Source organism: Kitasatospora phosalacinea (assembly GCF_030268885.1).
GTDB classification, from domain to species: domain Bacteria; phylum Actinomycetota; class Actinomycetes; order Streptomycetales; family Streptomycetaceae; genus Kitasatospora; species Kitasatospora phosalacinea_C.
In genome coordinates this window covers 191,686-209,742 of sequence record NZ_BSSA01000010.1, presented here as the reverse complement: position 1 = coordinate 209,742, position 18,057 = coordinate 191,686, and the positions used below count along the sequence as shown (strand labels likewise).

Here is an 18,057-nt window from a genome sequence, read left to right as displayed (position 1 = left end):
CCGGCGGACCGGACCGGAGCCCGGGCCGGGGTCACTTCCGGTCGGTGCCCTTGTGGCGGGCGACGGCCGGAACGACGCTGACGAAGGAGGACAGCTGCTTGCCCTCCTCGCCCTGCAGCACCCGCAGGGCGTTGTTGAACGGGAAGGCCGTCAGGCCGAGCACCTCGACCGCCGGAGGACCATCCGGGTCCTCCCCCGGGACCCACCGGCCGCCGTACTCGTGGACCAGCAGCTCACCGGTGTACGTCGAGAGCAGGTTCCACCAGAGGTTGAGCCGCTCCCCTCCAGGGGGCCGTCGGCGGTCAGTTCCGCGCTCAGGGCGTCGAGCTCGGCCAGCGTGGCGACCGTGCCGTCGAGCCGGAGGCCGTGGTTGTCGGCCGCCAGTTCCACGCACGCCGCGGCGCCGGACGCCGGGTCGATCCGCAGGCCCCCGTCCTGCCGTTCCTCGTCCTGCCGTTCCTCGTCCCGCTGCTGCGGTTCACGTTCCATGGACGGTGATCCTGCCGACCGGCGCCCGGTCGTCGCCACCGGTTTTCCGGGGCCGAACGAGCGCCGTGCGGACGGGAGTTGCCGTCGGTCAGACCTGCAGCGAGGCGAGGGTGACGACCGTGATGTCGGACGGGGCGCCGACCCGGACCGGCGGGCCCCAGGCGCCCGCGCCGCGGGTGACGTAGAGCTGCGTGTCGCCGTAGCGCTCCAGGCCCGCGACGGTGGGGTTGGCCAGTTCGGCGAGGTAGTTGCCGGGCCAGAGCTGTCCGCCGTGGGTGTGGCCGGAGAGCTGGAGGTCGACGCCGTGGTGCACGCTGTCGCGGATGGTGACCGGCTGGTGGGCCATCAGCACGGAGGCGCGGCTGCGGTCGCGGTCGCCGAGCGCCTTCGCGTAGTCGGGGCCCTGCCCCTGCGCGGTGCCCGCGAGGTCGTTGACGCCCGCCAGGTCGAACCAGGCCAGTTCGACCCGGTCGTTCTCCAGCGGGTGCACGCCCAGCTCGCGGACGAACTCCACCCAGGGCGCGGCGCCGGAGAAGTACTCGTGGTTTCCGGTCACGAAGTACGCCCCGTCCTTGGCCCGCAGGTCCGCCAACGGGCGGGCGGCCGGACCGAGCTCGGGGACGGTGCCGTCGACCAGGTCGCCGACCACGGTGATCAGGTCCGGCTGGACGGCGTTGATGGTGTCGACGATCCGCCGGGTGTGCGAGCGGCCGAGGATCGGCCCGAGGTGGATGTCGCTGACCACCGCGATCCGGTACCCGTGCGCGGCGCGCGGGAGCTTCGCCAGCGGGACGGTCACGTGCTTGAGCCGCGGCCCGCGCAGCACCCCGTACGTGCCGTTGCCGACCACCCCGACGGCCACGGCCGCCGCGCCCCCGGCCACCAGCCGGGAGACGAACAGCCGCCGCGACGCCTCGGCGGGTTCGAGCGCGGACGCGGGCGCGGACGCCGGTTCGGGCGCGGCGGGTCGCGCGGGCGGCTCGGCGGGGGCCGGGGGCGTCGCGGGGACGGTGACGGGCGCGGGGACGGCCGCCGCGGGTTCCGGGGTCCGGCGGCGGTGCAGGCGGCGCAGCAGGGGGCGCAGGGCCTCGCCGACCAGCAGGGCGAGCAGGAGGTAGAGGCCGACGGCCGCCCAGAGGTAGCCGGGCCAGGCGAACCATCGCTCGACCGCGAGCGGGAAGGCGCGTCCGCCGACCAGCGCGAGCAGCATCAGGGCGGGCAGCAGGAAGGCCAGGACGGTGCCGGTGCGCCGGTACCGGCCGCCGGGACGGGAGACGTCGCGGACCAGCCGCCGCCACAGGTACCAGTGCGCCACCCCGAGCAGCCCGAGCACTCCGAGGGCCGCCACCGCCGTCACCGCGATCGTCATCCGGCCAGTATCGGTGCCGGTCCGGGCGCGCCGGTCGGCGGGGCGGCCTCGGGCGGACGCTGGGTGGCCGGGCGGGCGCGGTGGATGGTGGCCCGGGTTCGGTTCCCGGTGACCCCCTGTGAGCCCGCGCACATCGGGGCGGTGGTCCACGATCCCGGGTAGTTGGTGTGCGGCGGACCGCGGCGGTGGGCGTCCCGCGTCATCGGATCGGTCGGCCGGACGGGGAGAACTCCCAGGTCAACTCCGGTGCGGCGGGGTGTCCGGCGGGGCCCGGAGGGGCGGTTCCGCGGTCCGGGCGGGTGCGGGTCGCGGTGGCTCCGCCGCCAGGCCGGCTACTACGGTGCGTAGTTCCGGGGGCCATTGTTCGGTTGTTCGGCGTCTGCCAAGAATGTCCCCGTCCGCCAGGCAGTCCGGCCGGTTCGACCGCCGGACTGCCTGCCACCGCGTGCGCCGGATGCGCCCCGGCCGGTCCCCGGCCGCCGGGCCCGTGACGCGCCCCGCGTTCCGGTCGGCGGCCACCGTGTCCGTCCGTCCGGCCGTCCGGCCCCCGCGCGAGGAGAGGTCTCCGTGCACCATCGCAGGACCCTGACCCTTTCGGAGAAGCTCCGTCGCCACCGGAGCGTCCTGGTGACCGGCATCGCCACCTTCGCCGTCGCGGGCACCGCCACCCTGGCGCTCGCACTGCCGCAGAACGCCGCGCCGGCCGACGCCGCCGCCGGTCCGGCCCTGGCCAACCGGCCGCAGCCGGCCGCGGACGCCTTCGCCTCCCGATCCGCGGCCGCAGCCTCGGCCTCGGCCTCCGCCTCTGCTTCCGCCTCCGAGCAGGCCCGGGCGGAGGCGGAGGCGTCCGCCTCGGCAGCTGCCTCGGCTTCGGCCCAGGCGGAGGCGGAGGCCGCCGCTTCGGCGTCGGCGCAGGCGGCGGCGGAGGCCAGTGCGAGCGCGTCGGCGTCCGCGCAGGCGGAGGCCAGCGCCAAGGCGGAGGCCGCCGCGAAGGCGAAGGCCAAGGCCGAGGCGGCGGCGAAGGCGTCCGCGGAGGCAAAGGCCCGGGCGGCCGCGTCCGCATCCGCTTCGGCGGCGTCCCGGGCGCAGCAGCGTCCGTCACTGGCCGCCACCGCCTCCCCGTCCTCCTCGTCCTCCGCGTACAGCGGTACGCCGCAGCAGATCGCGGCGCAGATCGTGCCGGCGGGGCAGTTGCAGTGCTTCTCGAACATCGTGGAGCGCGAGAGCAGCTGGGACGTGCACGCGACCAACGCCTCCTCGGGCGCGTACGGGCTGATGCAGGCGCTGCCGGGGTCGAAGATGGCCTCGGCGGGGGCGGACTGGCGGGACAATCCGGTGACGCAGATCAAGTGGGGCCTGCAGTACATGAACGAGGCGTACGGCAGCCCGTGCGCGGCGTGGTCGTTCTGGCAGGCGCACAACTGGTACTGAGGGGTGGCCGCGGGGCCGCTCGCACGGGGTCTCCGCAGCTCCACCACCGTGCGGACATCTGACGATACGTCAGCAAGTCGCGGCGTTCCGTCCTCTATCCGGACATTTCATCGCACAATCATGTCCGTTCGGTGAAGATTCGGCGAACGTCCCGCGGCCGGTGTCCGGTATCGCCGCTTTGGTGCGGCTTCCGACCTTTGCCTGAGGCTGTCCCCGCCCCTAGCCTCCCGGCCATGGCCCCACCACTGATCACCGTCGTGCTGCCCGCCTACGACGAGCAAGGACAACTGAAGGAGTGTCTCGACTCGCTGCTCGGGCAGTCCTTCCGCGAGTTCGAGATCATCGTGGTGCAGACCCCGTCCGAGCACTGCCCCGAGCGGCTGGTCGAGGCGTACGAACTGCGGGACGCCCGGGTGCGGGTGCTGAGGCTGGACGCCGAGACCGGCATCGGGCGGGCCCGGATGGCCGGGGCGGCGCACGCCCGCGGCCAGTACCTGCTGTTCCTGGACGCCGACCACCTGCTGCCGGAGGACGCGTTCGAGGCGATGGACGCGCGGCTCGCCGAGACCGGCGAGGTCGACGTGCTGCTGTTCGGCCACAACCGGGAGTACCGGGGCAAGCTCTGGCCGGGCAACGCCGCCGAGCTGCTGGCCGCCGCCGGGCCCGGGGTGTTCTCCTCCGCCGAGCGCCCCGAACTGTTCGGCGCCCCGCCGCTCGTCTGGGACCGGCTGATGCGCAGCGGGACCATCCCGGCGTTCCCGGACGGCTTCTACGAGGAGGTCCCGGCGGTGCACCGCTCGCTGCTGGCCGCCACCCGGGTCGCGGTGCTGGACCGCGAGTGCGTCACCATCCGCCGCCGCCACACCCTGCACCCCGCGGGCAGCGAGGGCGCCACCCACTTCGACGTCTTCGACCGCTACGAGAGCACCTTCGAACTGCTGGACGCCCAGCCCGCCGAGGCCGAACCGGTCACCGCCGCGGTGCGCCCGCACCTGTTCACCAGGATGATCCGGCACTACCTGTTCGTCTTCGACCTGCCGGGGTGCCTGACCCGCGCCGAGCGCCCGCAGTTCTTCCAGCGCGCCGCCGAGCACTACAAGCGCTTCCTGCCGCAGGGGTACCGGCGCCCCGAGGGCCGCGAGGGCATCAAGTTCTCGCTGCTGGCCTCGAATTCGTACGCCACCTTCGAGGTCGCCAAGTTCTCCCGGCTGGCGGGCGGCCGCCGCTGAGCCGCCCCCCGCGGGTCCGGCCGCGACCCGCCGACGACACGGCTGCGACGGCCGCCTGACGCCCCGTCGGCCCGGTCCGCGGGGTAGAGTCCGTGCCCGCGGACAGTTCGAGTCCGCCCGCGCTCTGCTCACCGCGCCCAGTTCCGTGCACGCAGGCCCGCACGCACCACCGGACCGGAAGGCGAACTCCCCGATGTCCTCCCCCGCTTCCCCGTCGGCGGCCCCGACGCCGGATCCGGCCGCCGACCCCTCGGCCACCGACCCGACCGAGACCTCCGGCGGGCCGCTCCCGGGGTCGTCCGGTCAACTGCCGCCCCAGCAGCAGCTCTCCGGCTGGACGCTCCTGCTGCTGGGGACGTTGCTGCTGGTCGAGGCGTTCCTCTGCATGGCCGTGCTCATCAGCGTCTGGACGCCGCTGACCACGCTGACCGCCGAACACGCCCCCACCGGCGACCCGTTGCCCTGGACGGTGCTCGGCCTCGGGCCCTGGCACCTGACCTCCAACACCGCCATGCTGCTGGCCGTGCTCGCCGCCAGCGGCCTCGGCAGCTTCGTGCACGCCGCGACCTCCTTCGCCACCTACGCGGGCAACCGGCAGTTGCTGCCCAGCTGGCTGCCCTGGTACCTGCTGCGCACCGCGATCGGGGGCGCGCTCGCGCTGCTGGTCTACTTCCTGCTGCGCGGCGGCCTGTTCGCCAACGGCACCGACGGCACCGCCACCAACCCGTACGGCTTCGCCGGGATCGCCGGACTGTGCGGCCTGTTCTCCAAGCAGGCCACCGACAAGCTCCGCGAGGTCTTCGACACCGTCCTGACCACCAAGGACGGGGCGGGCGACGACGAGCGCGACGACAAGATCCAGCCCGTCGCCCCGGCCTCCCCCGCCCCCGTTACCGCCAAGGCCCCCGCTCCGGCTGCGGCCGCGACGGCCACCGCGCTCCCCCTGCCGGAGCCCGCCGACCCGGGCCAGCCGGTGATCCCGCAGCAGCCCTCCACCGCCCCCGACGGCACCTGACGCTGCGTCAACCGCGCTCCAGCGGACGACTGGCGCTCCCTTCGGCGACCAGCGCCACGCCGTCGTAGCACGCGCCGAGCACCACCGGGGCGCGCTGGAAGCGGTGGCTCCAGCGCGGCGCCAGCGCGCCGAACTCCCGTACGCCCTGCGGATCGTGGAGCCAGCGGCGGACCTCGGGCGGAGCGTCGGCCGCGCCGCGCAGGTCGAGCAGCCGGTCGCCGGGGGCGGCGGCCAGCAGCCTGGCCTCCACCGTCCCGGCCGGGGCCCGGCCGAGGCGGTGCACGGCGATCGGGCCGGGCGCCGGGCTGGTCCACGGGCCGGGCCAGGTGCGGCGGGCCCGGAACCCGCCGCGTCCCAGCAGCAGCGCGAGCGCGTAGTAGGCCTCGCCGTACCGGGCCCGCAGCCGGCTGCCCAGGGTCGGCCACGTGCCGCGCCAACTCGCCTGCGTGACATGGCTGTTGTGTGCCCAGACGACGACCTTCGCAGCCGGGTCGGCCAGCAGCCCGTCCACCGCCTCGGCCATGTAGGCGTCCCGCACGGCCCAGGCCGTCCGCTCCGGGTCACGGTGCCGCCGCTCCCGGCCCACCAGGTCGACCGCCGCCCGCAGCAGCCGGGCGTGCCGCAGCGCATGGGTGTCCGCGGGCGCGACCGCCGCGACCAGGGCCGCCAACTCCTCGGCCAGGGCCAGCAGTCGGCCCTCCGGGTCGGGCCGGGAGCCGGGGGCCGCGGTGGCCGAGGGGCGCAGCGGATCGAGCAGGTCGGCGATCCGCCCGGGGGCCGCCTCGCGCAGCAGCGCGTCAAGCACAACGAGTGAGGGGCCGCACTGCTGGACGTCGATGCCGGTGAACCCGACCTGCCGGGCGGGCGGGCGGCCCCGGTTCCACCTGCGCAACCACTCGACCAGGTCGAGCAGTTCGTGCGTCCGCCAGATCCAGAACCCGAGGCCGTCCAGCGCCCGGGCGCCGTCGCCGGACCCGCCCCTGACGTACGCGTCGACGGCGTCGGCCGCGGCGGCGGGCGCCTCCATCGCCAGTGCGGTGAAGCCCAGTTCGGTGACCAGGAACTCAACCAGCCGGTGCTTGAGCCGGAACAGCTCCCGCGTCCCGTGGGTGGCTTCACCGAGGCCGACCACCCGCACGTCCCGGAGCGCCGCTCCCAGCGGTCGGAGGTCCTCGGTCGGTGCCCCGGGCGTCAGCGCCTCCAGCCGCCGGGCGTGCCGCCCCAGCCATGCGTCCAGTTCGCCGTCCGTCCGCCGCCCCATGGCGGCGAGACTACCCCGGCGGGCCGGTCCGGGCTTCACCCGGCTGCCGTGGAGGTCCGTACCGGGAGATGGGTCGCGGCCGTCTCCGGAGGTGCGTTCGAGTCCGTGTCCGGGTGGGTTGCCGGGGTTGCTCGCGCCGATGCGCGCGGGCTCCGAGGAGGGGTTCCGTGCTGCGCGGGCCTCGTTGGCGGAGGTGGCACGGGCGGGTGGACCGGCTTCGCTGTCGGCGGCCGTCGAGGGGCCGGCCCCGCTGCCGCCGACCCTGCAGGGGCCGTTCGCGATGGCGGTGGTGCCGGGCGGGGCGTGCGTGGAGCGGGACGGGCGCCGGTCGCGCTCGTGGGGGGTGCTGCCCGGACGGACGGCGGTGGCGCTGCGGATGTTCACGCTGGTGCCATCGCTGTGGGCGCGGCAGGTGCCGGACGGGTTACCGCCCGCGCCGCGGGAGGCCCGGGTGGACGAGTCGGTGCGGGAGGCGGCTCCGGAGCGGCGCGCCGTCCGGGTCGAGCCGGGCCACGACGCTGGGTGAACTACGCTGCACGGCAATGGCCCAGGTGCGCCGCCACCCGCACGCCCTCCTCGGCGCGGACGCCGACCGGCGGATCACTCGCCCGGGTAGCGGACCCCGATCCGCTCCCGGACGGCGTCCAGGCTGCGCATCACGGAGAGCGTGGAGTCCAGCGGCACCAGTGCGGACTCGGTCTCGCCCGCGCGCAGGCAGCGCACCACCTCGGCGGCCTCCAGCCCGTAGCCGTGTCCCACCCTCGCGGGGCCGGTGAAGACCTCGGGCTCGGCGCCGTACCGGTGCAGGGTGAACCCGGCGGGGTGGAAGAAGTCCCGGTCGATCTCGATCCGGCCGGTGCTGCCCTGGACGGAGGCGCGCTGGCCGCACTGCACGTCCAGCGAGCAGGACAGCAGGGCGGTCGCGCCGTTCGCGTGGCCGAGCAGGATGCCGGTGTTGGCGTCCACCCCGAGGTCGGTCAGCCGTGCCCACGCCTGCACCGACTCCGGTGCGCCGAGCAGCAGTTGGGCGAACGCGACGGGGTACACCCCGAGGTCGAGCAGGGCGCCGCCGCCCGCCGCCGGGTCCCACAGCCGGTGGGTCGGGTCCTCTTCCGCGGTGAACCCGAACTCGGCCTGCACGGAGCGGACTTCACCGATCGCCCCGTCCGCGACCAGCTCGGCGATCCGCCGCACCGTCGGGTCGAGGTACGTCCACATCGCCTCCATCAGGAAGACCTCGCGCTTGCGGGCGAGCGCGACCAGTTCGGCGGCCTGCCCGGCGTTCAGCGTGAACGGCTTCTCGCACAGCACCGCCTTGCCCGACTCCAGCAGCAGCGCGGTCGCGGCGTGGTGCGCGGCGTGCGGGGTCGCCACGTAGACGACGTCGACCTCGGGGTCGGCGGCCAGTTCCTGCCAGCTGCCGTACGCGTGCGCGATGCCGTGCCGGTCGGCGAAGGCACGGGCGGTCTCCTCCCGCCGGGAGGCCACGGCGAACGCCTCGGCGCCGGGGACGGCCGCCAGGTCCTCCACGAAGGAGGTGGCGATCCCGCCGGTGGCGAGGACGCCCCAACGGATCGGGCGGTCAGTGATCGGCTGCACGGGGGCTCCTCCGGTCCGACGACGGTGCGGGCCGCCCCACCCTATCCACCGCCCCACCTGCCCGGACAGCCCCGTCCGCGGGGCGGACCCCGCCCCGGAGGCCCCTCAGCGCAGCCGGGTGACGGCGACCAGCGCGGCGTCGTCCAGCAGGCGGCCGCCGACGTGGGCGAGCAGGTCCAGCCGCAGCGCGTCCAGCAGGGCGTGGGGGCCGTCGGCGGGGAGGGCGGCGGCGCGGTCGGGCAGGGGGTAGAAGGTGCCGTCGGCGGCGCGGGCCTCGATGGCGCCGTCGGTGTGGAGGAGCAGGGTGCTGCCGGGCGGGAAGTCGAACTCCTCGGTGCGCCGCTCGACCGGTCCCAGCGCGCTCATGCCGAGCGGCGGGGCGGTGCGGTGCAGCGGGAGCGGCCGGGCGCGGCCGGGGGTGAGGAGCAGCGGCGGGGGGTGTCCGCAGTCGGCGATCCGGGCGGTGGGGCGGTCGTCGGGGAGGTCGAGGACGAGGGCGGTGACGAAGTTCTCCTGGACGTCCTGGCCACTGTCGGCGAGTTCGTCGAGGTGGCGGCGGTAGGAGGCCTCGAGGGCGTCGGCCAGGGTCGCCGGGTCCTCGTGGCGGTGGGCCAGTTCGCGGAACGCGCCGAGCAGGGCGGCGGCGTCGCCGACGGCGGCGAGGCCCTTGCCGCGGACGTCGCCGATCAGCAGGCGGGTGGCCCGCGGGGTGCGGACGGCGGCGTACAGGTCGCCGCCGACGTTGGCCTCGTCGTCGGCGGCGAGGTAGCGGGTGGCGATCCTCAGCGGCCCGGCGCGGTCGGGCAGCGGGCGCATCAGGACGCGCTGGACGGCGTCGGAGACGGTGCGGACCCGGACGAGTTCGCGGTCGTGGCGTTCGCGGAGGCGGGTGTAGGCGACGATGACGCCGGTCACCACGGTGAGGGCGAGCAGTTGCGCCTGGTGGTTGGGGGTGAACAGGCCGCCGTGCAGGGCCGCGATGACGGCCTGCGCGACCAGCGCGAGGACGCCGACCAGCGCGGTCAGCCGGGTGCCCGCGAAGGAGGGGGTGATGGCGGGGGCGACCACCAGCAGCGGGCCGAGGTGGATGTTCGGTGAGATCGTGATGTCGACGGCGGAGATCAGCACGATCAGGCCGAGCGGCAGCAGCACCATCAGGTGCCCGGTGCGCCACTCGCCCAGCAGTTCGACCAGTCTCCGCCGCACTCCCACCCCACCACCATGCACCGCGGCCGCCACCCCCACGACCCGGTGCACGCTGCGCGCACGGGCTATGGCGCTGCGTGACGCCCGCCCCTACCATCGGCCCCATGGCCACCACCCCTACCCCCGCCACCGACCCCGTGGACCGCAGGCTCACCCCCGCCGAGGCGGACGGGATCCTCGCCGAGCACTTCGCCCCCTGGGTGCAGGAGCTGGGGCTGTCCGTCGTGGAGACCGGCGAGCGCCACGCGGTGCTCCGGCTGCCCTGGTCGGACCGGCTGGCCCGGGAGGGCGGCGGGCTGTCCGGACAGGCGATGACGGCGGCGGCCGACACCGCCACCGTGATCGCGATCTCCGCGGCGCTCGGCGGTTTCGCGCCGATGACCACCGTCCAGCTGTCCACCACCTTCCAGCGGCCGGCCCGCGGCACCGACCTGCTGGTCACCGCGCGCCTGACCAAGCTGGGCCGCCGGGTCGCCTTCGCCGACATCACCCTGGTCACCCCGGACGCCCCGACCGACCCGGTCGCCCACGCCACCACCGTCTACGCCTTCCCCGGCTGAGCGGCCCTGCCCGGGAGCGGGGACCGGCAGTCGGGCCGAGACCCCTACCCACCGGCAGTACCGGGCAGTAGCCTCCCCTGGTCGATCCGATCGCGATCCACCGCCTGGAGGTTCCGTGCGCCCAATCGCGCGCCGCCGCACGCTCGTTGCCGCCGCTCTCGCCGCCCTGACGCTCGCCGCGGCGGGCGCCGTTCCCGCCGCCGCCGCGCCGGGCGGGCAGCCCGGACCGGCCGGGAACGGCGGGAAGGGCGGCCCGCACCGCCCCGCGTACTACCTGGCGCTCGGGGACTCGCTGGCGGCGGGCTACCAGTCGACGCCGACCGGCGGGCACGTGGTGGGCCGGGGCTACGCGCAGGACCTGGCCCGGACGCTGGGCGCGCGGGCCGCGCAGCAGCACCGCCCGTTCGAGTTCACCGACCTGGGCTGCCCGGGCGAGACCACCGGCACCATGGCGGACGGCGGCTGCCCGTACCCGCACTCCTTCACCGGCTCCCAACTGGAGGCCGCCGTCTCCTACTTGGCCTCCCACCGGAAGGACGAGGTGCTGGTGACCATCGACATCGGCGCCAACGACGTGCAGCGCTGCGCCGCGGGCGGGACGCTGGACCTGCCGTGCGCGCTGAACGGCATCGAGCAGGTCCGCACCGGGCTCGACCGGATCCTGGGCGAGCTGCGGGCGGCGGCGGGCCCGCACACCCGGATCGTCGGGATGAACCTGTACGACCCGTTCCTGGCCGCCTGGACCACCGGCGACCGGGGCAAGGAACTCGCCACCGCCTCGGTGCGGTTGAGCGATTCGCTGAACCAGGTGATCGGCTCGGTGGACGCCCGCCACCGCGTCCCGACGGCCGACGTGGCGGGCGCCTTCGCCACCGACGCCTTCGCGCCGACGGTGCCGCTGGGCGGGCAGCAGGTGCCGCTGAACGTGGCCCGGATCCTGCAGTGGACCAACATGGCGCGCGGCGACATCCACGCCAACGACGCGGGCTACCAGGTGATCGCGGACGCCTTCCTGGCCGAGGTGCCCGCGCAGTACCTGAAGTGACGCCCGACGGGCCTCCCGCTCGCCCGGCGGGAGGCCCGCTCGCCCGACGGGCCTCCCGCTCGGCCGGTGGGAGGCCCGCTCACACGGTGGCGAGCAGGAAGTCCTCGCCACTGGAGGGCCGGAGGCCGTCCGGCCGGTCGGTGAACCAGCGTGCGGCGAGGGCCCGGCCGGGGAGGTGGGCGACCTCCCGGAAGCCGGCCTCCCGGGCGAGGTCCAGCATCCGCCCGGGGGTGTAGAAGCTGCGGAACGGCGTCCCGGCCCGGCGGGCGCCCTCGCCGCTGGTGCGCAGGCCCGCCCGGTCGGCCGGGTCGAGCAGGTCGGCGGGCAGCAGGAAGCTCATCGCCAGGGTCGTTCCGGGGGCCAGTCCGGCGACCTCGCGCAGCACGTCGCGGGTGGCGTCCTCGCTGAGGTACATGCTGACGCCGACCGAGGCGACCACGGCGCGGCGGCCGGGGTCGAACCCGGCCGCCGCCAACCGCTCCAGCCAGTCCTCGCCGCGTTCGAAGTCGACCGGCACCAGGCGCAGCCAGTCGGGGACGCCGTGGCCGAGGGCGGTCAGGCGGTCGCGCTTCCACTGCTGCGGCCCCGGCCGGTCGACCTCGAAGACCCGCAGCCCGCCGGGGGGTTGGGGCCGCCGCTGGGCGAAGCTGTCCAGTCCGGCGCCGAGCAGGACGTACTGGTCGACGCCCTGCGCGGCCCGCTCGTCGACGAGTTCCTCGACCCAGCGGGCCCGGGCCACGATCGCGGCCCGGAACCCGGCCGTGCCCGCCGGGTCCATGTCGGGCCGCTGCCGCCACCGCCCGTCCGGGTCGGCCCGCCCGTCCGGGTCCGCCAGTTGCAGCCCGATCTCGTCCCGGAACACGTGCGGGGGCGGGTCCGCGGCCAGGTGCAGGGCGCGCCACAGGGCCGTCCGCACCGCCGTGTTGTCGGGCTCGGCCGGGTCGCTGCCGCTCATCGTCGTCCTCCCCCGGGCTTCCGTCGTCCTCCCCTCACTTCGCGGGTGCCTGCAGGGTCCACTCGCGGCCGTCGGGGTCGCGGACGGTCGCCTCGCGCGTCCCGTAGTGGGTGTCCTCGAACGGGGTGAGCAGTTCGACCCCGGGGCCGGGCCGGAACGCGTCGGCGTCCGGGACCTTGAGGACGATCCGGGCCTGCGGCTGCTCGCTCTCCGGGACCTCCGCGACGAACAGGTACGGCCCGTCGCCGTTGCGGAGCTGCCCCGAGGCGTGGTCGGTCTCGAAGTCCAGCCGGTAGCCCAGCGACTGGAAGAACCCGGCCGTCCGCCCCCAGTTGTGGGTGGTCAGGAACACGGCCTCGATGCCTTCGGTCGACACGGTCAACCCTCCTCCCCCGGCCCTGCGGCCGGATCCCCTCCGGCGCCGTCGTCGAGGTAGGCACGGAGGGCCTCGGCCACCAGGGCCGACAGCGACGTGCCCGATTCGACGGCGCGGAACTTGACCTGCTTGATCAGCTCGATCGGCAGGTAGACGTTGAACTGTTTGACATCTCCGGTGGCCACACTCAGAGGCTAGCATGCTAGCAAGCTAGAACGAGAGCGGCCGGAACCCGCGAGGGGCGGGCTCCGGCCGGTGGTGCGGCGGGGTTCAGCGCGCGGTGACGGCGGTGACGAACTCGGCGAGGCGCTCCTGCGAGAGGTGGCGGGCGATGTCCGCCTCGCTGATCATGCCGACGAGCTGGTGGTCCGGGTGGTTGATCACCGGCAGGCGGCGCACCCGGCGCTCCTCCATCACCTGCAGCACGAGGTCGGCCTCCTCGTCCTCCTCGATCACCATCGGGCGCCCGACGGCGAGTTCCACGCAGCGGACGGCCGCGGGGTCGCGCCCCTCGGCGACGCACTTGAGGACGATGTCGCGGTCGGTGAGGATGCCCAGCAGCTTCTGCCGCTCGCCGCAGATCGGCAGCGCGCCGACGCCGCGGTCGCGCATGATCCGGGCGGCTTCGGCGAGGGTCTGCTCGCCGGTGACGCACTCCGCTCCGGGGTGCATGATCTCTTTCGCGGTGGTCATGACCGGACCTCCCGAGATGGCTGGCGCACGGCGGCCCCGTGCACGGTACGTCCGTCCCCTCCATGCTCGCCCCGGGCCGGGGCGGTCCGCCACCGCTGGGGCGGGCCGCTCGGGCCGCGCGGGGCGGACCGCTCAGGCCGCGTGCGGCGGGGCCACCCGCAACGGGCCCTGGCCGTCGGCGCGTTCGACGGCGGCGGCGACCTGCGGGAGTTCCAGCTGCTCCACGCCCCGCTCGTCCTCCGCGCGCTCCTCGGGGCCGATCGCCTCGGCGACCCGGGCCGCCTCGGTGGCCTGTGCGGTGGCGCGCCCAGTGGCGCTCTCCAGGAAGCGCAGCAGCTCCACCGGGAACGGCAGCACCAGGGTCGAGTTCTTCTCCGCGGCGACCTCCACCACGGTCTGCAGCAGCCGCAGTTGGAGCGCGGCGGGCGTCGCGGCCATCACCTTCGCCGCCTCCGAGAGCCGCGCGGACGCCTGGAACTCGCCGTCGGCGGTGATGATCCGGGCCCGCCGCTCCCGGTCCGCCTCGGCCTGCCGGGCCATCGAGCGCTTCATCGACTCGGGCAGCGCCACGTCCTTGATCTCGACCCGGTCGATCTGGATGCCCCAGCCCAACGCCGGGCTGTCCAGCATCAGTTCGAGGCCCTGGTTGATCGGCTCCCGGTTGGCCAGCAGGTCGTCCAGCTCGCTCTTGCCGATGATCGACCGCAGCGAGGTCTGCGCGACCTGCGACATCGCGAACTTGTAGTCCTGGACGTCGACGATCGCCTTCACCGGGTCGACCACCTTGAAGTACACCACCGCGTCGACCCGGACGGTCACGTTGTCGCGGGTGATGCCCTCCTGCGCGGGGACCGGCATCGTGACGGTCTGCACGTTCACCCGCCGCAACCGGTCCGCGACGGGCAGGATCCGGGCCAGCCCCGGCCCGCGCACCTCGCCCAGCACCCGTCCGAACCGGAACACCACCCCGCGCTGGGTCTGCTGGACCATCCGCACGCTCAGTCCGGCGTACACCGCCAGCACCACCAGCAGCGCGATCAACGCGTCGACCACGATCATCGCCGTCACCTCGACCCGAGACCGGGAAACCGGGCCGCGCCCGGGCCCGCACCTCCACGCTACTCCGCGCCGTCCCGCGCCGTCCCACCCCGGACCGGCCGCCGATCGTAGGATTCCGAACCATGGAACCGACCCCCGCACCGTCCCCGGCCGTGCTGGCCCCGCAGGCCCGCGACCTCGCCGAACTGGACGAACTGGTGGTCGACTGCCGGGCCTGTCCGCGGCTGGTGGCCTGGCGCGAGGAGACCGCACTGGTCAAGCGCCGGGCCTTCCAGGACCAGGAGTACTGGGCCCGCCCGATCCCCGGCTTCGGACCGTACGACGCCCGGCTCCTGCTGGTCGGCCTCGCCCCCGCCGCGCACGGCGGCAACCGCACCGGCCGGATCTTCACCGGCGACCCCTCCGGCAACCTGTTGTACGCCTCGCTGCACCGGCTCGGCCTGGCCAACCGCCCCGAGTCCACCTGGCGCGACGACGGCCTGCGGCTGCACGGCGTGCGGATCACCGACCCGGTGCGGTGCGCCCCGCCGGAGAACAAGCCCACCAACGCCGAACGCGACACCTGCCGCCCGTGGATCGTCCGCGAGTTCGAGCAGCTCCGCCCCACCGTCCGCGCCGTGGTCGCGCTCGGCGGCTTCGCCTGGCAGGCCCTGCTCCCCGTCGTGGCCGCCGCGGGTTGGCAGGTGCCCCGCCCGAAACCGGTCTTCGGCCACGGCGCCCACGTGACGCTCCGCCCCGTCGACCCGGCCGCCCCCGAACTGCACCTCTTCGGCTGCTTCCACGTCAGCCCCCGCAACACCTACACCGGGCGCCTCACCCCGGCGATGGTCGACGACCTGCTGCGCACCGCCGCGCTGGCCGCGGGGCTGGACCCGACCTGAGTCCGACGCCCGGGCCGCACTGCGCAGCGGCCCCGTCAGGGGCCCGGGGAACGGCGGGATGCGTCATCAGGGGCTCGGGGAACGGCGGGTCCGAGCTGCTGGTGGCCGGAGCCCACCGGTGTGTCCGTGCTGCTTCGGGCCGGGGTAACAGAACCCGAAGCCACCGCACGCAACGGCAGTGCACCGCCGGCAGCCCCGAGCCCGCCGTTCCCCGGACCTCTGGTGATCGCGCCCGCACAGGGCTCTCAGCGCAGCTTCCGCGGCCTGCGGGCGGCCTGCTCCCAGACCTGCGGCAGCAGCTCGCGGGCGAAGGCGAGCTCGGCGGTCTGGCGACCGTAGAGGGCGCCGTAGCCGAAGCTGCCGTCGGAGAGGGTGCGGAGGGCGTCGCGGGCGACGACGGCGTCCTGGTGGCGGCCGAGGACGTCCTGGAGGGCCTTCATCCGGCGGGTGAAGGCCCGGGCGGGGCGGCCGGCGGTCTCACCCGCGTAGCGGGCGCGCTTGGCGGCCTTGCGGGCGTCGTGCAGGGCGCGTTCGAGGGCCGGGCCCTCGGGGGTGTGGCGGGCGGCGGCGAGGCGTTCGGCGGTGCGGCGGTGCTCGCGGCGCAGGGTGCGGGTGAGCTCGGGCCCGTGGGGCTTGGCGGCGCGGGAGTTGAGCGGCGGGTCGGCGGCGAGCGCGGTGAGGGTGGCGAGCAGGCGGCGGAAGCGCTCGGTGTCGAGGGCGGCGAGGACCCGGGTGCGGGCGTCGCGGGTCTCGCGGGCGTGCCAGGCGGCGAGTTCGCCGAGGACGCGGTCCCGGCCGCTGCCGGGGGGCAGTTCGCGGGCCTGGGCGAGCAGGCGGGCGCCGAGCACCTCGGCGTCGCGGGCGCGGCCGAGGGCGCGGCCGAGCCAGCGCAGTTCGTCCTCGGTCGAACTGTGGTCGCCGCGCAGGTGGCGGCGGTGGGTGCGCAGGGCGCTGCGCAGACGGCGCGCGGCGACGCGCATCCGGTGGACGGCGTCGGGCCGGTCGGCGCGGACGTCGGGTTCGAGGGCGGCGAGCTCGGCGGTCTGGGCGCGCAGGCGCGCGGCAATGGCCTCCCCCGCGCTGCCGTTCTTCCGGTGGGCCACGTGGTCACGTCCTTCCGTGCCGTCCAAGGGTAGGCCGCCCACGAACGCCTGTCCGTTCCGCCGCGCGGCAATCGTCCGGCTCCGCACGGACCGTCAACCGGATGCTCGCGCCGCCGCCCTCCGAACGTCCGTGCCGTCGCGCTTCCGCGGCCCCGGCCCGCGAACCGGGGTGCGCGGCAGGGTGGTTCGAGCCCGATCGGACCGGACGTACGGTGAGTGGATGTCGTCGCTCCCCACCGCGCCCGCCTTCACCGCCGCGACCGCGCCGGGCGCCCTGCCGGTGCTGGGGCACGGGTTGCGGCTGCTGCGCGGGCCGATCGGGTTCCTGTCCTCGCTGCACGAGCACGGCGACCTGGTGGCGGTGCGGCTGGGGCCGACGACGGCGCAGGTGCCGTGCCATCCGGCGCTGCTGGCCCGGGTACTGGAGGACGACCGGCTGTTCGACAAGGGCGGGGTGTTCTACGACCGGGCGCGCGAGGTGGCGGGGAACGGGCTGGTGACCTGCCCGCACCGGGACCACCGGCGGCAACGTCGACTCGTCCAATCGGCCTTCCGGCGCTCGCAGTTGGCGCACTACGCGGGCGCGGTGCAGGCCGAGGTGGACGCGGCCGCCGCGGGCTGGCGGCCGGGGCTGGTGGTGGACGCGTTCCCGGTCTGCTACGGGATCGCGCTGCGCACCCTGGCCCGGACGCTGTACTCGACCGCGGTCGACGCCGAACTGGCGACGGGGGTGGAGCGGGCCTTCGACACCGTGCTGAACGGGCTGTTCCGGCAGATGTTCCTGCCCGCGCCGGTGCGCCGCCTGCCGCTGCCCGCGAACCTGCGCCACCGCCGCGCCCTGGCCTACCTGCACGCCGCCACCCGGCAGTTGATCGCCGCCCACCGGAGCGGGGACCGGGACGGGGCCGACGGGGACGGGACGGGCGGGGACGGGACGGGCGGGGGCTGCTCCGACCTGCTCTCGGCGCTGCTCGCCGCGGGCGACGGTGCGACGGGCGACGTGGCGCGCGGTCCCGGCGCGGCGGGCGGGGCGGGCGGGGCCACCGGGGCGGGGCTGAGTGACGCCGAGGTGCACGACCAGGTGATCACGCTACTGGCGGCGGGCACCGAGACCGTCGCGGCGACGCTGGTCTGGACGCTGTGGCGGCTGTCGTTGCACCCGGCGGCGGCCGAGCAGGTGCGGGCCGAGCTGGACGCGGTGCTGCCGCACGGGCGGGCCCCGCGGCCGGAGGACCTGCCCCGGCTGGCCGCGGTCGACCGGGTGGTGTCGGAGACGCTGCGGCTGCACCCGCCGGGCTGGCTGTTCACCCGGATCACCACCGCCCCGACCGAGCTGGCCGGGCGTCCGCTGCCGACCGGCAGCACGCTGGTGTTCTCCCCCGCGGCGGTCTCCCGGCACCCGGCCGCGCACCGCTCGCCCGCCGTCTTCGACCCGGACCGCTGGCGGCCGGAGCGGCTGACCCCGGCAGCCCGGCTGGGCTTCCTCCCGTTCGGCGCCGGCGCCCGCAGGTGCGTCGGCGACCTGTTCGCCCGCGCCGAGTGCGCCCTCGTCCTGGCGGCCCTGCTGTCGCGCTGGCGGTTCGTCCCCGAGCCGGGCGCCGACCTGCGCCCCGTCCCGCTGGCGACCGTGCTGCGTCCGCGCCGGCTGCGGCTGCGGCTGGCCGAACGCTGAGACCGGACCGACTGCGGCTGCGGCTGCGGTTGGGGCGGTCGGGGCGGTCGGGGCGGTCGGGGCGGTCGGGGCGGTCGGGGCGGTCGGGGCGGTCGGGGACGCAACTCCCGGAGC

20 protein-coding genes are annotated in these 18,057 nt (G+C 75.6%); 8 read left to right on the top strand and 12 right to left on the bottom strand.

The window, feature by feature from the left end:
* Positions 1–31: 31 nt before the first annotated feature.
* The 3 genes from QSK52_RS17210 to QSK52_RS17200 form a co-directional block, all read right to left on the bottom strand.
* Positions 32–163, bottom strand: a complete 132-nt coding sequence (locus tag QSK52_RS17210) for a hypothetical protein (RefSeq protein WP_285736963.1) — start codon at positions 161–163, stop codon at positions 32–34.
* A complete protein-coding gene (locus QSK52_RS17205) occupies positions 151–489 on the bottom strand; it encodes a hypothetical protein (RefSeq protein WP_285736962.1) in 339 nt (112 codons plus the stop codon). Before QSK52_RS17205 ends, QSK52_RS17210 begins: the two co-directional genes overlap by 13 nt.
* A gap of 88 nt (positions 490–577) precedes the next feature.
* A complete protein-coding gene (locus QSK52_RS17200) occupies positions 578–1,858 on the bottom strand; it encodes a metallophosphoesterase (protein WP_285736961.1) in 1,281 nt (426 codons plus the stop codon).
* Positions 1,859–2,425: 567 nt separating this feature from the next.
* Between QSK52_RS17200 and QSK52_RS17195 the strand changes: the two genes are divergently transcribed.
* The 3 genes from QSK52_RS17195 (at position 2,426) to QSK52_RS17185 (ending at position 5,533) form a co-directional block, all read left to right on the top strand.
* On the top strand, positions 2,426–3,289 hold the full coding sequence (locus QSK52_RS17195; protein ID WP_285736960.1) for a lytic transglycosylase domain-containing protein: 864 nt from the start codon (positions 2,426–2,428) through the stop codon (positions 3,287–3,289).
* A gap of 233 nt (positions 3,290–3,522) precedes the next feature.
* Positions 3,523–4,518, top strand: coding sequence for a glycosyltransferase family 2 protein (locus tag QSK52_RS17190; protein WP_285736959.1), 996 nt, complete (start codon positions 3,523–3,525; stop codon positions 4,516–4,518).
* Positions 4,519–4,711: 193 nt separating this feature from the next.
* Complete coding sequence (locus tag QSK52_RS17185) at positions 4,712–5,533, top strand: hypothetical protein (RefSeq protein WP_285736958.1); 822 nt, start codon at positions 4,712–4,714, stop codon at positions 5,531–5,533.
* A gap of 7 nt (positions 5,534–5,540) precedes the next feature.
* Here the strand turns inward: QSK52_RS17185 and QSK52_RS17180 are convergent, their stop codons facing one another.
* Positions 5,541–6,794, bottom strand: coding sequence for an erythromycin esterase family protein (locus tag QSK52_RS17180; protein ID WP_285736957.1), 1,254 nt, complete (start codon positions 6,792–6,794; stop codon positions 5,541–5,543).
* Between the two features lie 139 nt (positions 6,795–6,933).
* On the opposite strand from QSK52_RS17180, the gene QSK52_RS17175 reads away from it, so the two are divergent.
* Entirely contained in the window at positions 6,934–7,320 is a 387-nt protein-coding gene (locus QSK52_RS17175; protein WP_285736956.1) for a hypothetical protein, read from the top strand.
* A 74-nt stretch (positions 7,321–7,394) separates the two neighbouring features.
* Here the strand turns inward: QSK52_RS17175 and QSK52_RS17170 are convergent, their stop codons facing one another.
* Positions 7,395–8,393 carry a Gfo/Idh/MocA family protein gene (locus tag QSK52_RS17170; protein WP_285736955.1) on the bottom strand — a complete coding sequence of 333 codons (999 nt, stop codon included), beginning with the start codon at positions 8,391–8,393 and terminating at the stop codon, positions 7,395–7,397.
* Between the two features lie 105 nt (positions 8,394–8,498).
* A complete protein-coding gene (locus QSK52_RS17165) occupies positions 8,499–9,605 on the bottom strand; it encodes a PP2C family protein-serine/threonine phosphatase (RefSeq protein ID WP_285736954.1) in 1,107 nt (368 codons plus the stop codon).
* Between the two features lie 98 nt (positions 9,606–9,703).
* On the opposite strand from QSK52_RS17165, the gene QSK52_RS17160 reads away from it, so the two are divergent.
* Positions 9,704–10,159 (top strand): PaaI family thioesterase, encoded by a 456-nt coding sequence (locus QSK52_RS17160; RefSeq protein ID WP_285736953.1) that lies wholly within the window; start codon positions 9,704–9,706, stop codon positions 10,157–10,159.
* Between the two features lie 115 nt (positions 10,160–10,274).
* Positions 10,275–11,204, top strand: coding sequence for an SGNH/GDSL hydrolase family protein (locus tag QSK52_RS17155; protein WP_285736952.1), 930 nt, complete (start codon positions 10,275–10,277; stop codon positions 11,202–11,204).
* Between the two features lie 79 nt (positions 11,205–11,283).
* Here the strand turns inward: QSK52_RS17155 and QSK52_RS17150 are convergent, their stop codons facing one another.
* From QSK52_RS17150 to QSK52_RS17130, 5 genes are all read right to left on the bottom strand, one after another.
* Entirely contained in the window at positions 11,284–12,159 is an 876-nt protein-coding gene (locus tag QSK52_RS17150) for a class I SAM-dependent methyltransferase (RefSeq protein ID WP_285736951.1), read from the bottom strand.
* A 34-nt stretch (positions 12,160–12,193) separates the two neighbouring features.
* Complete coding sequence (locus QSK52_RS17145) at positions 12,194–12,535, bottom strand: VOC family protein (protein WP_285736950.1); 342 nt, start codon at positions 12,533–12,535, stop codon at positions 12,194–12,196.
* Between the two features lie 2 nt (positions 12,536–12,537).
* Entirely contained in the window at positions 12,538–12,720 is a 183-nt protein-coding gene (locus tag QSK52_RS17140; protein ID WP_285736949.1) for a CopG family transcriptional regulator, read from the bottom strand.
* Between the two features lie 85 nt (positions 12,721–12,805).
* A complete protein-coding gene (locus QSK52_RS17135) occupies positions 12,806–13,228 on the bottom strand; it encodes a CBS domain-containing protein (protein WP_285736948.1) in 423 nt (140 codons plus the stop codon).
* A 132-nt stretch (positions 13,229–13,360) separates the two neighbouring features.
* Positions 13,361–14,287 (bottom strand): slipin family protein, encoded by a 927-nt coding sequence (locus QSK52_RS17130; protein WP_285736947.1) that lies wholly within the window; start codon positions 14,285–14,287, stop codon positions 13,361–13,363.
* A gap of 122 nt (positions 14,288–14,409) precedes the next feature.
* Here QSK52_RS17130 and QSK52_RS17125 point away from each other — a divergent pair, with 122 nt between their 5' ends.
* Entirely contained in the window at positions 14,410–15,168 is a 759-nt protein-coding gene (locus QSK52_RS17125) for a uracil-DNA glycosylase (protein ID WP_285736946.1), read from the top strand.
* Between the two features lie 245 nt (positions 15,169–15,413).
* Here QSK52_RS17125 and QSK52_RS17120 read toward each other — a convergent pair whose 3' ends face one another.
* A complete protein-coding gene (locus QSK52_RS17120) occupies positions 15,414–16,271 on the bottom strand; it encodes a CHAD domain-containing protein (RefSeq protein WP_285736945.1) in 858 nt (285 codons plus the stop codon).
* Positions 16,272–16,491: 220 nt separating this feature from the next.
* On the opposite strand from QSK52_RS17120, the gene QSK52_RS17115 reads away from it, so the two are divergent.
* The gene (locus QSK52_RS17115; protein WP_285736944.1) at positions 16,492–17,943 is read left to right on the top strand and encodes a cytochrome P450; all 1,452 of its coding nucleotides are present in this window, start codon (positions 16,492–16,494) and stop codon (positions 17,941–17,943) included.
* The last annotated feature ends 114 nt before the right edge of the window (positions 17,944–18,057 follow it).

What these genes read in the sequence shown, in the direction of transcription:
- QSK52_RS17180 (WP_285736957.1), bottom strand. Translation starts at nt 6,794, where the DNA reads ATGGGGCGGCGGACGGACGGCGAACTGGACGCATGGCTGGGGCGGCAC.
- QSK52_RS17150 (WP_285736951.1), bottom strand. Translation starts at nt 12,159, where the DNA reads ATGAGCGGCAGCGACCCGGCCGAGCCCGACAACACGGCGGTGCGGACG.
- QSK52_RS17160 (WP_285736953.1), top strand. Translation starts at nt 9,704, where the DNA reads ATGGCCACCACCCCTACCCCCGCCACCGACCCCGTGGACCGCAGGCTC.
- QSK52_RS17125 (WP_285736946.1), top strand. Translation starts at nt 14,410, where the DNA reads ATGGAACCGACCCCCGCACCGTCCCCGGCCGTGCTGGCCCCGCAGGCC.
- QSK52_RS17135 (WP_285736948.1), bottom strand. Translation starts at nt 13,228, where the DNA reads ATGACCACCGCGAAAGAGATCATGCACCCCGGAGCGGAGTGCGTCACC.
- QSK52_RS17205 (WP_285736962.1), bottom strand. Translation starts at nt 489, where the DNA reads ATGGAACGTGAACCGCAGCAGCGGGACGAGGAACGGCAGGACGAGGAA.
- QSK52_RS17130 (WP_285736947.1), bottom strand. Translation starts at nt 14,287, where the DNA reads ATGATCGTGGTCGACGCGTTGATCGCGCTGCTGGTGGTGCTGGCGGTG.
- QSK52_RS17190 (WP_285736959.1), top strand. Translation starts at nt 3,523, where the DNA reads ATGGCCCCACCACTGATCACCGTCGTGCTGCCCGCCTACGACGAGCAA.
- QSK52_RS17175 (WP_285736956.1), top strand. Translation starts at nt 6,934, where the DNA reads ATGCGCGCGGGCTCCGAGGAGGGGTTCCGTGCTGCGCGGGCCTCGTTG.
- QSK52_RS17185 (WP_285736958.1), top strand. Translation starts at nt 4,712, where the DNA reads ATGTCCTCCCCCGCTTCCCCGTCGGCGGCCCCGACGCCGGATCCGGCC.
- QSK52_RS17115 (WP_285736944.1), top strand. Translation starts at nt 16,492, where the DNA reads ATGTCGTCGCTCCCCACCGCGCCCGCCTTCACCGCCGCGACCGCGCCG.
- QSK52_RS17200 (WP_285736961.1), bottom strand. Translation starts at nt 1,858, where the DNA reads ATGACGATCGCGGTGACGGCGGTGGCGGCCCTCGGAGTGCTCGGGCTG.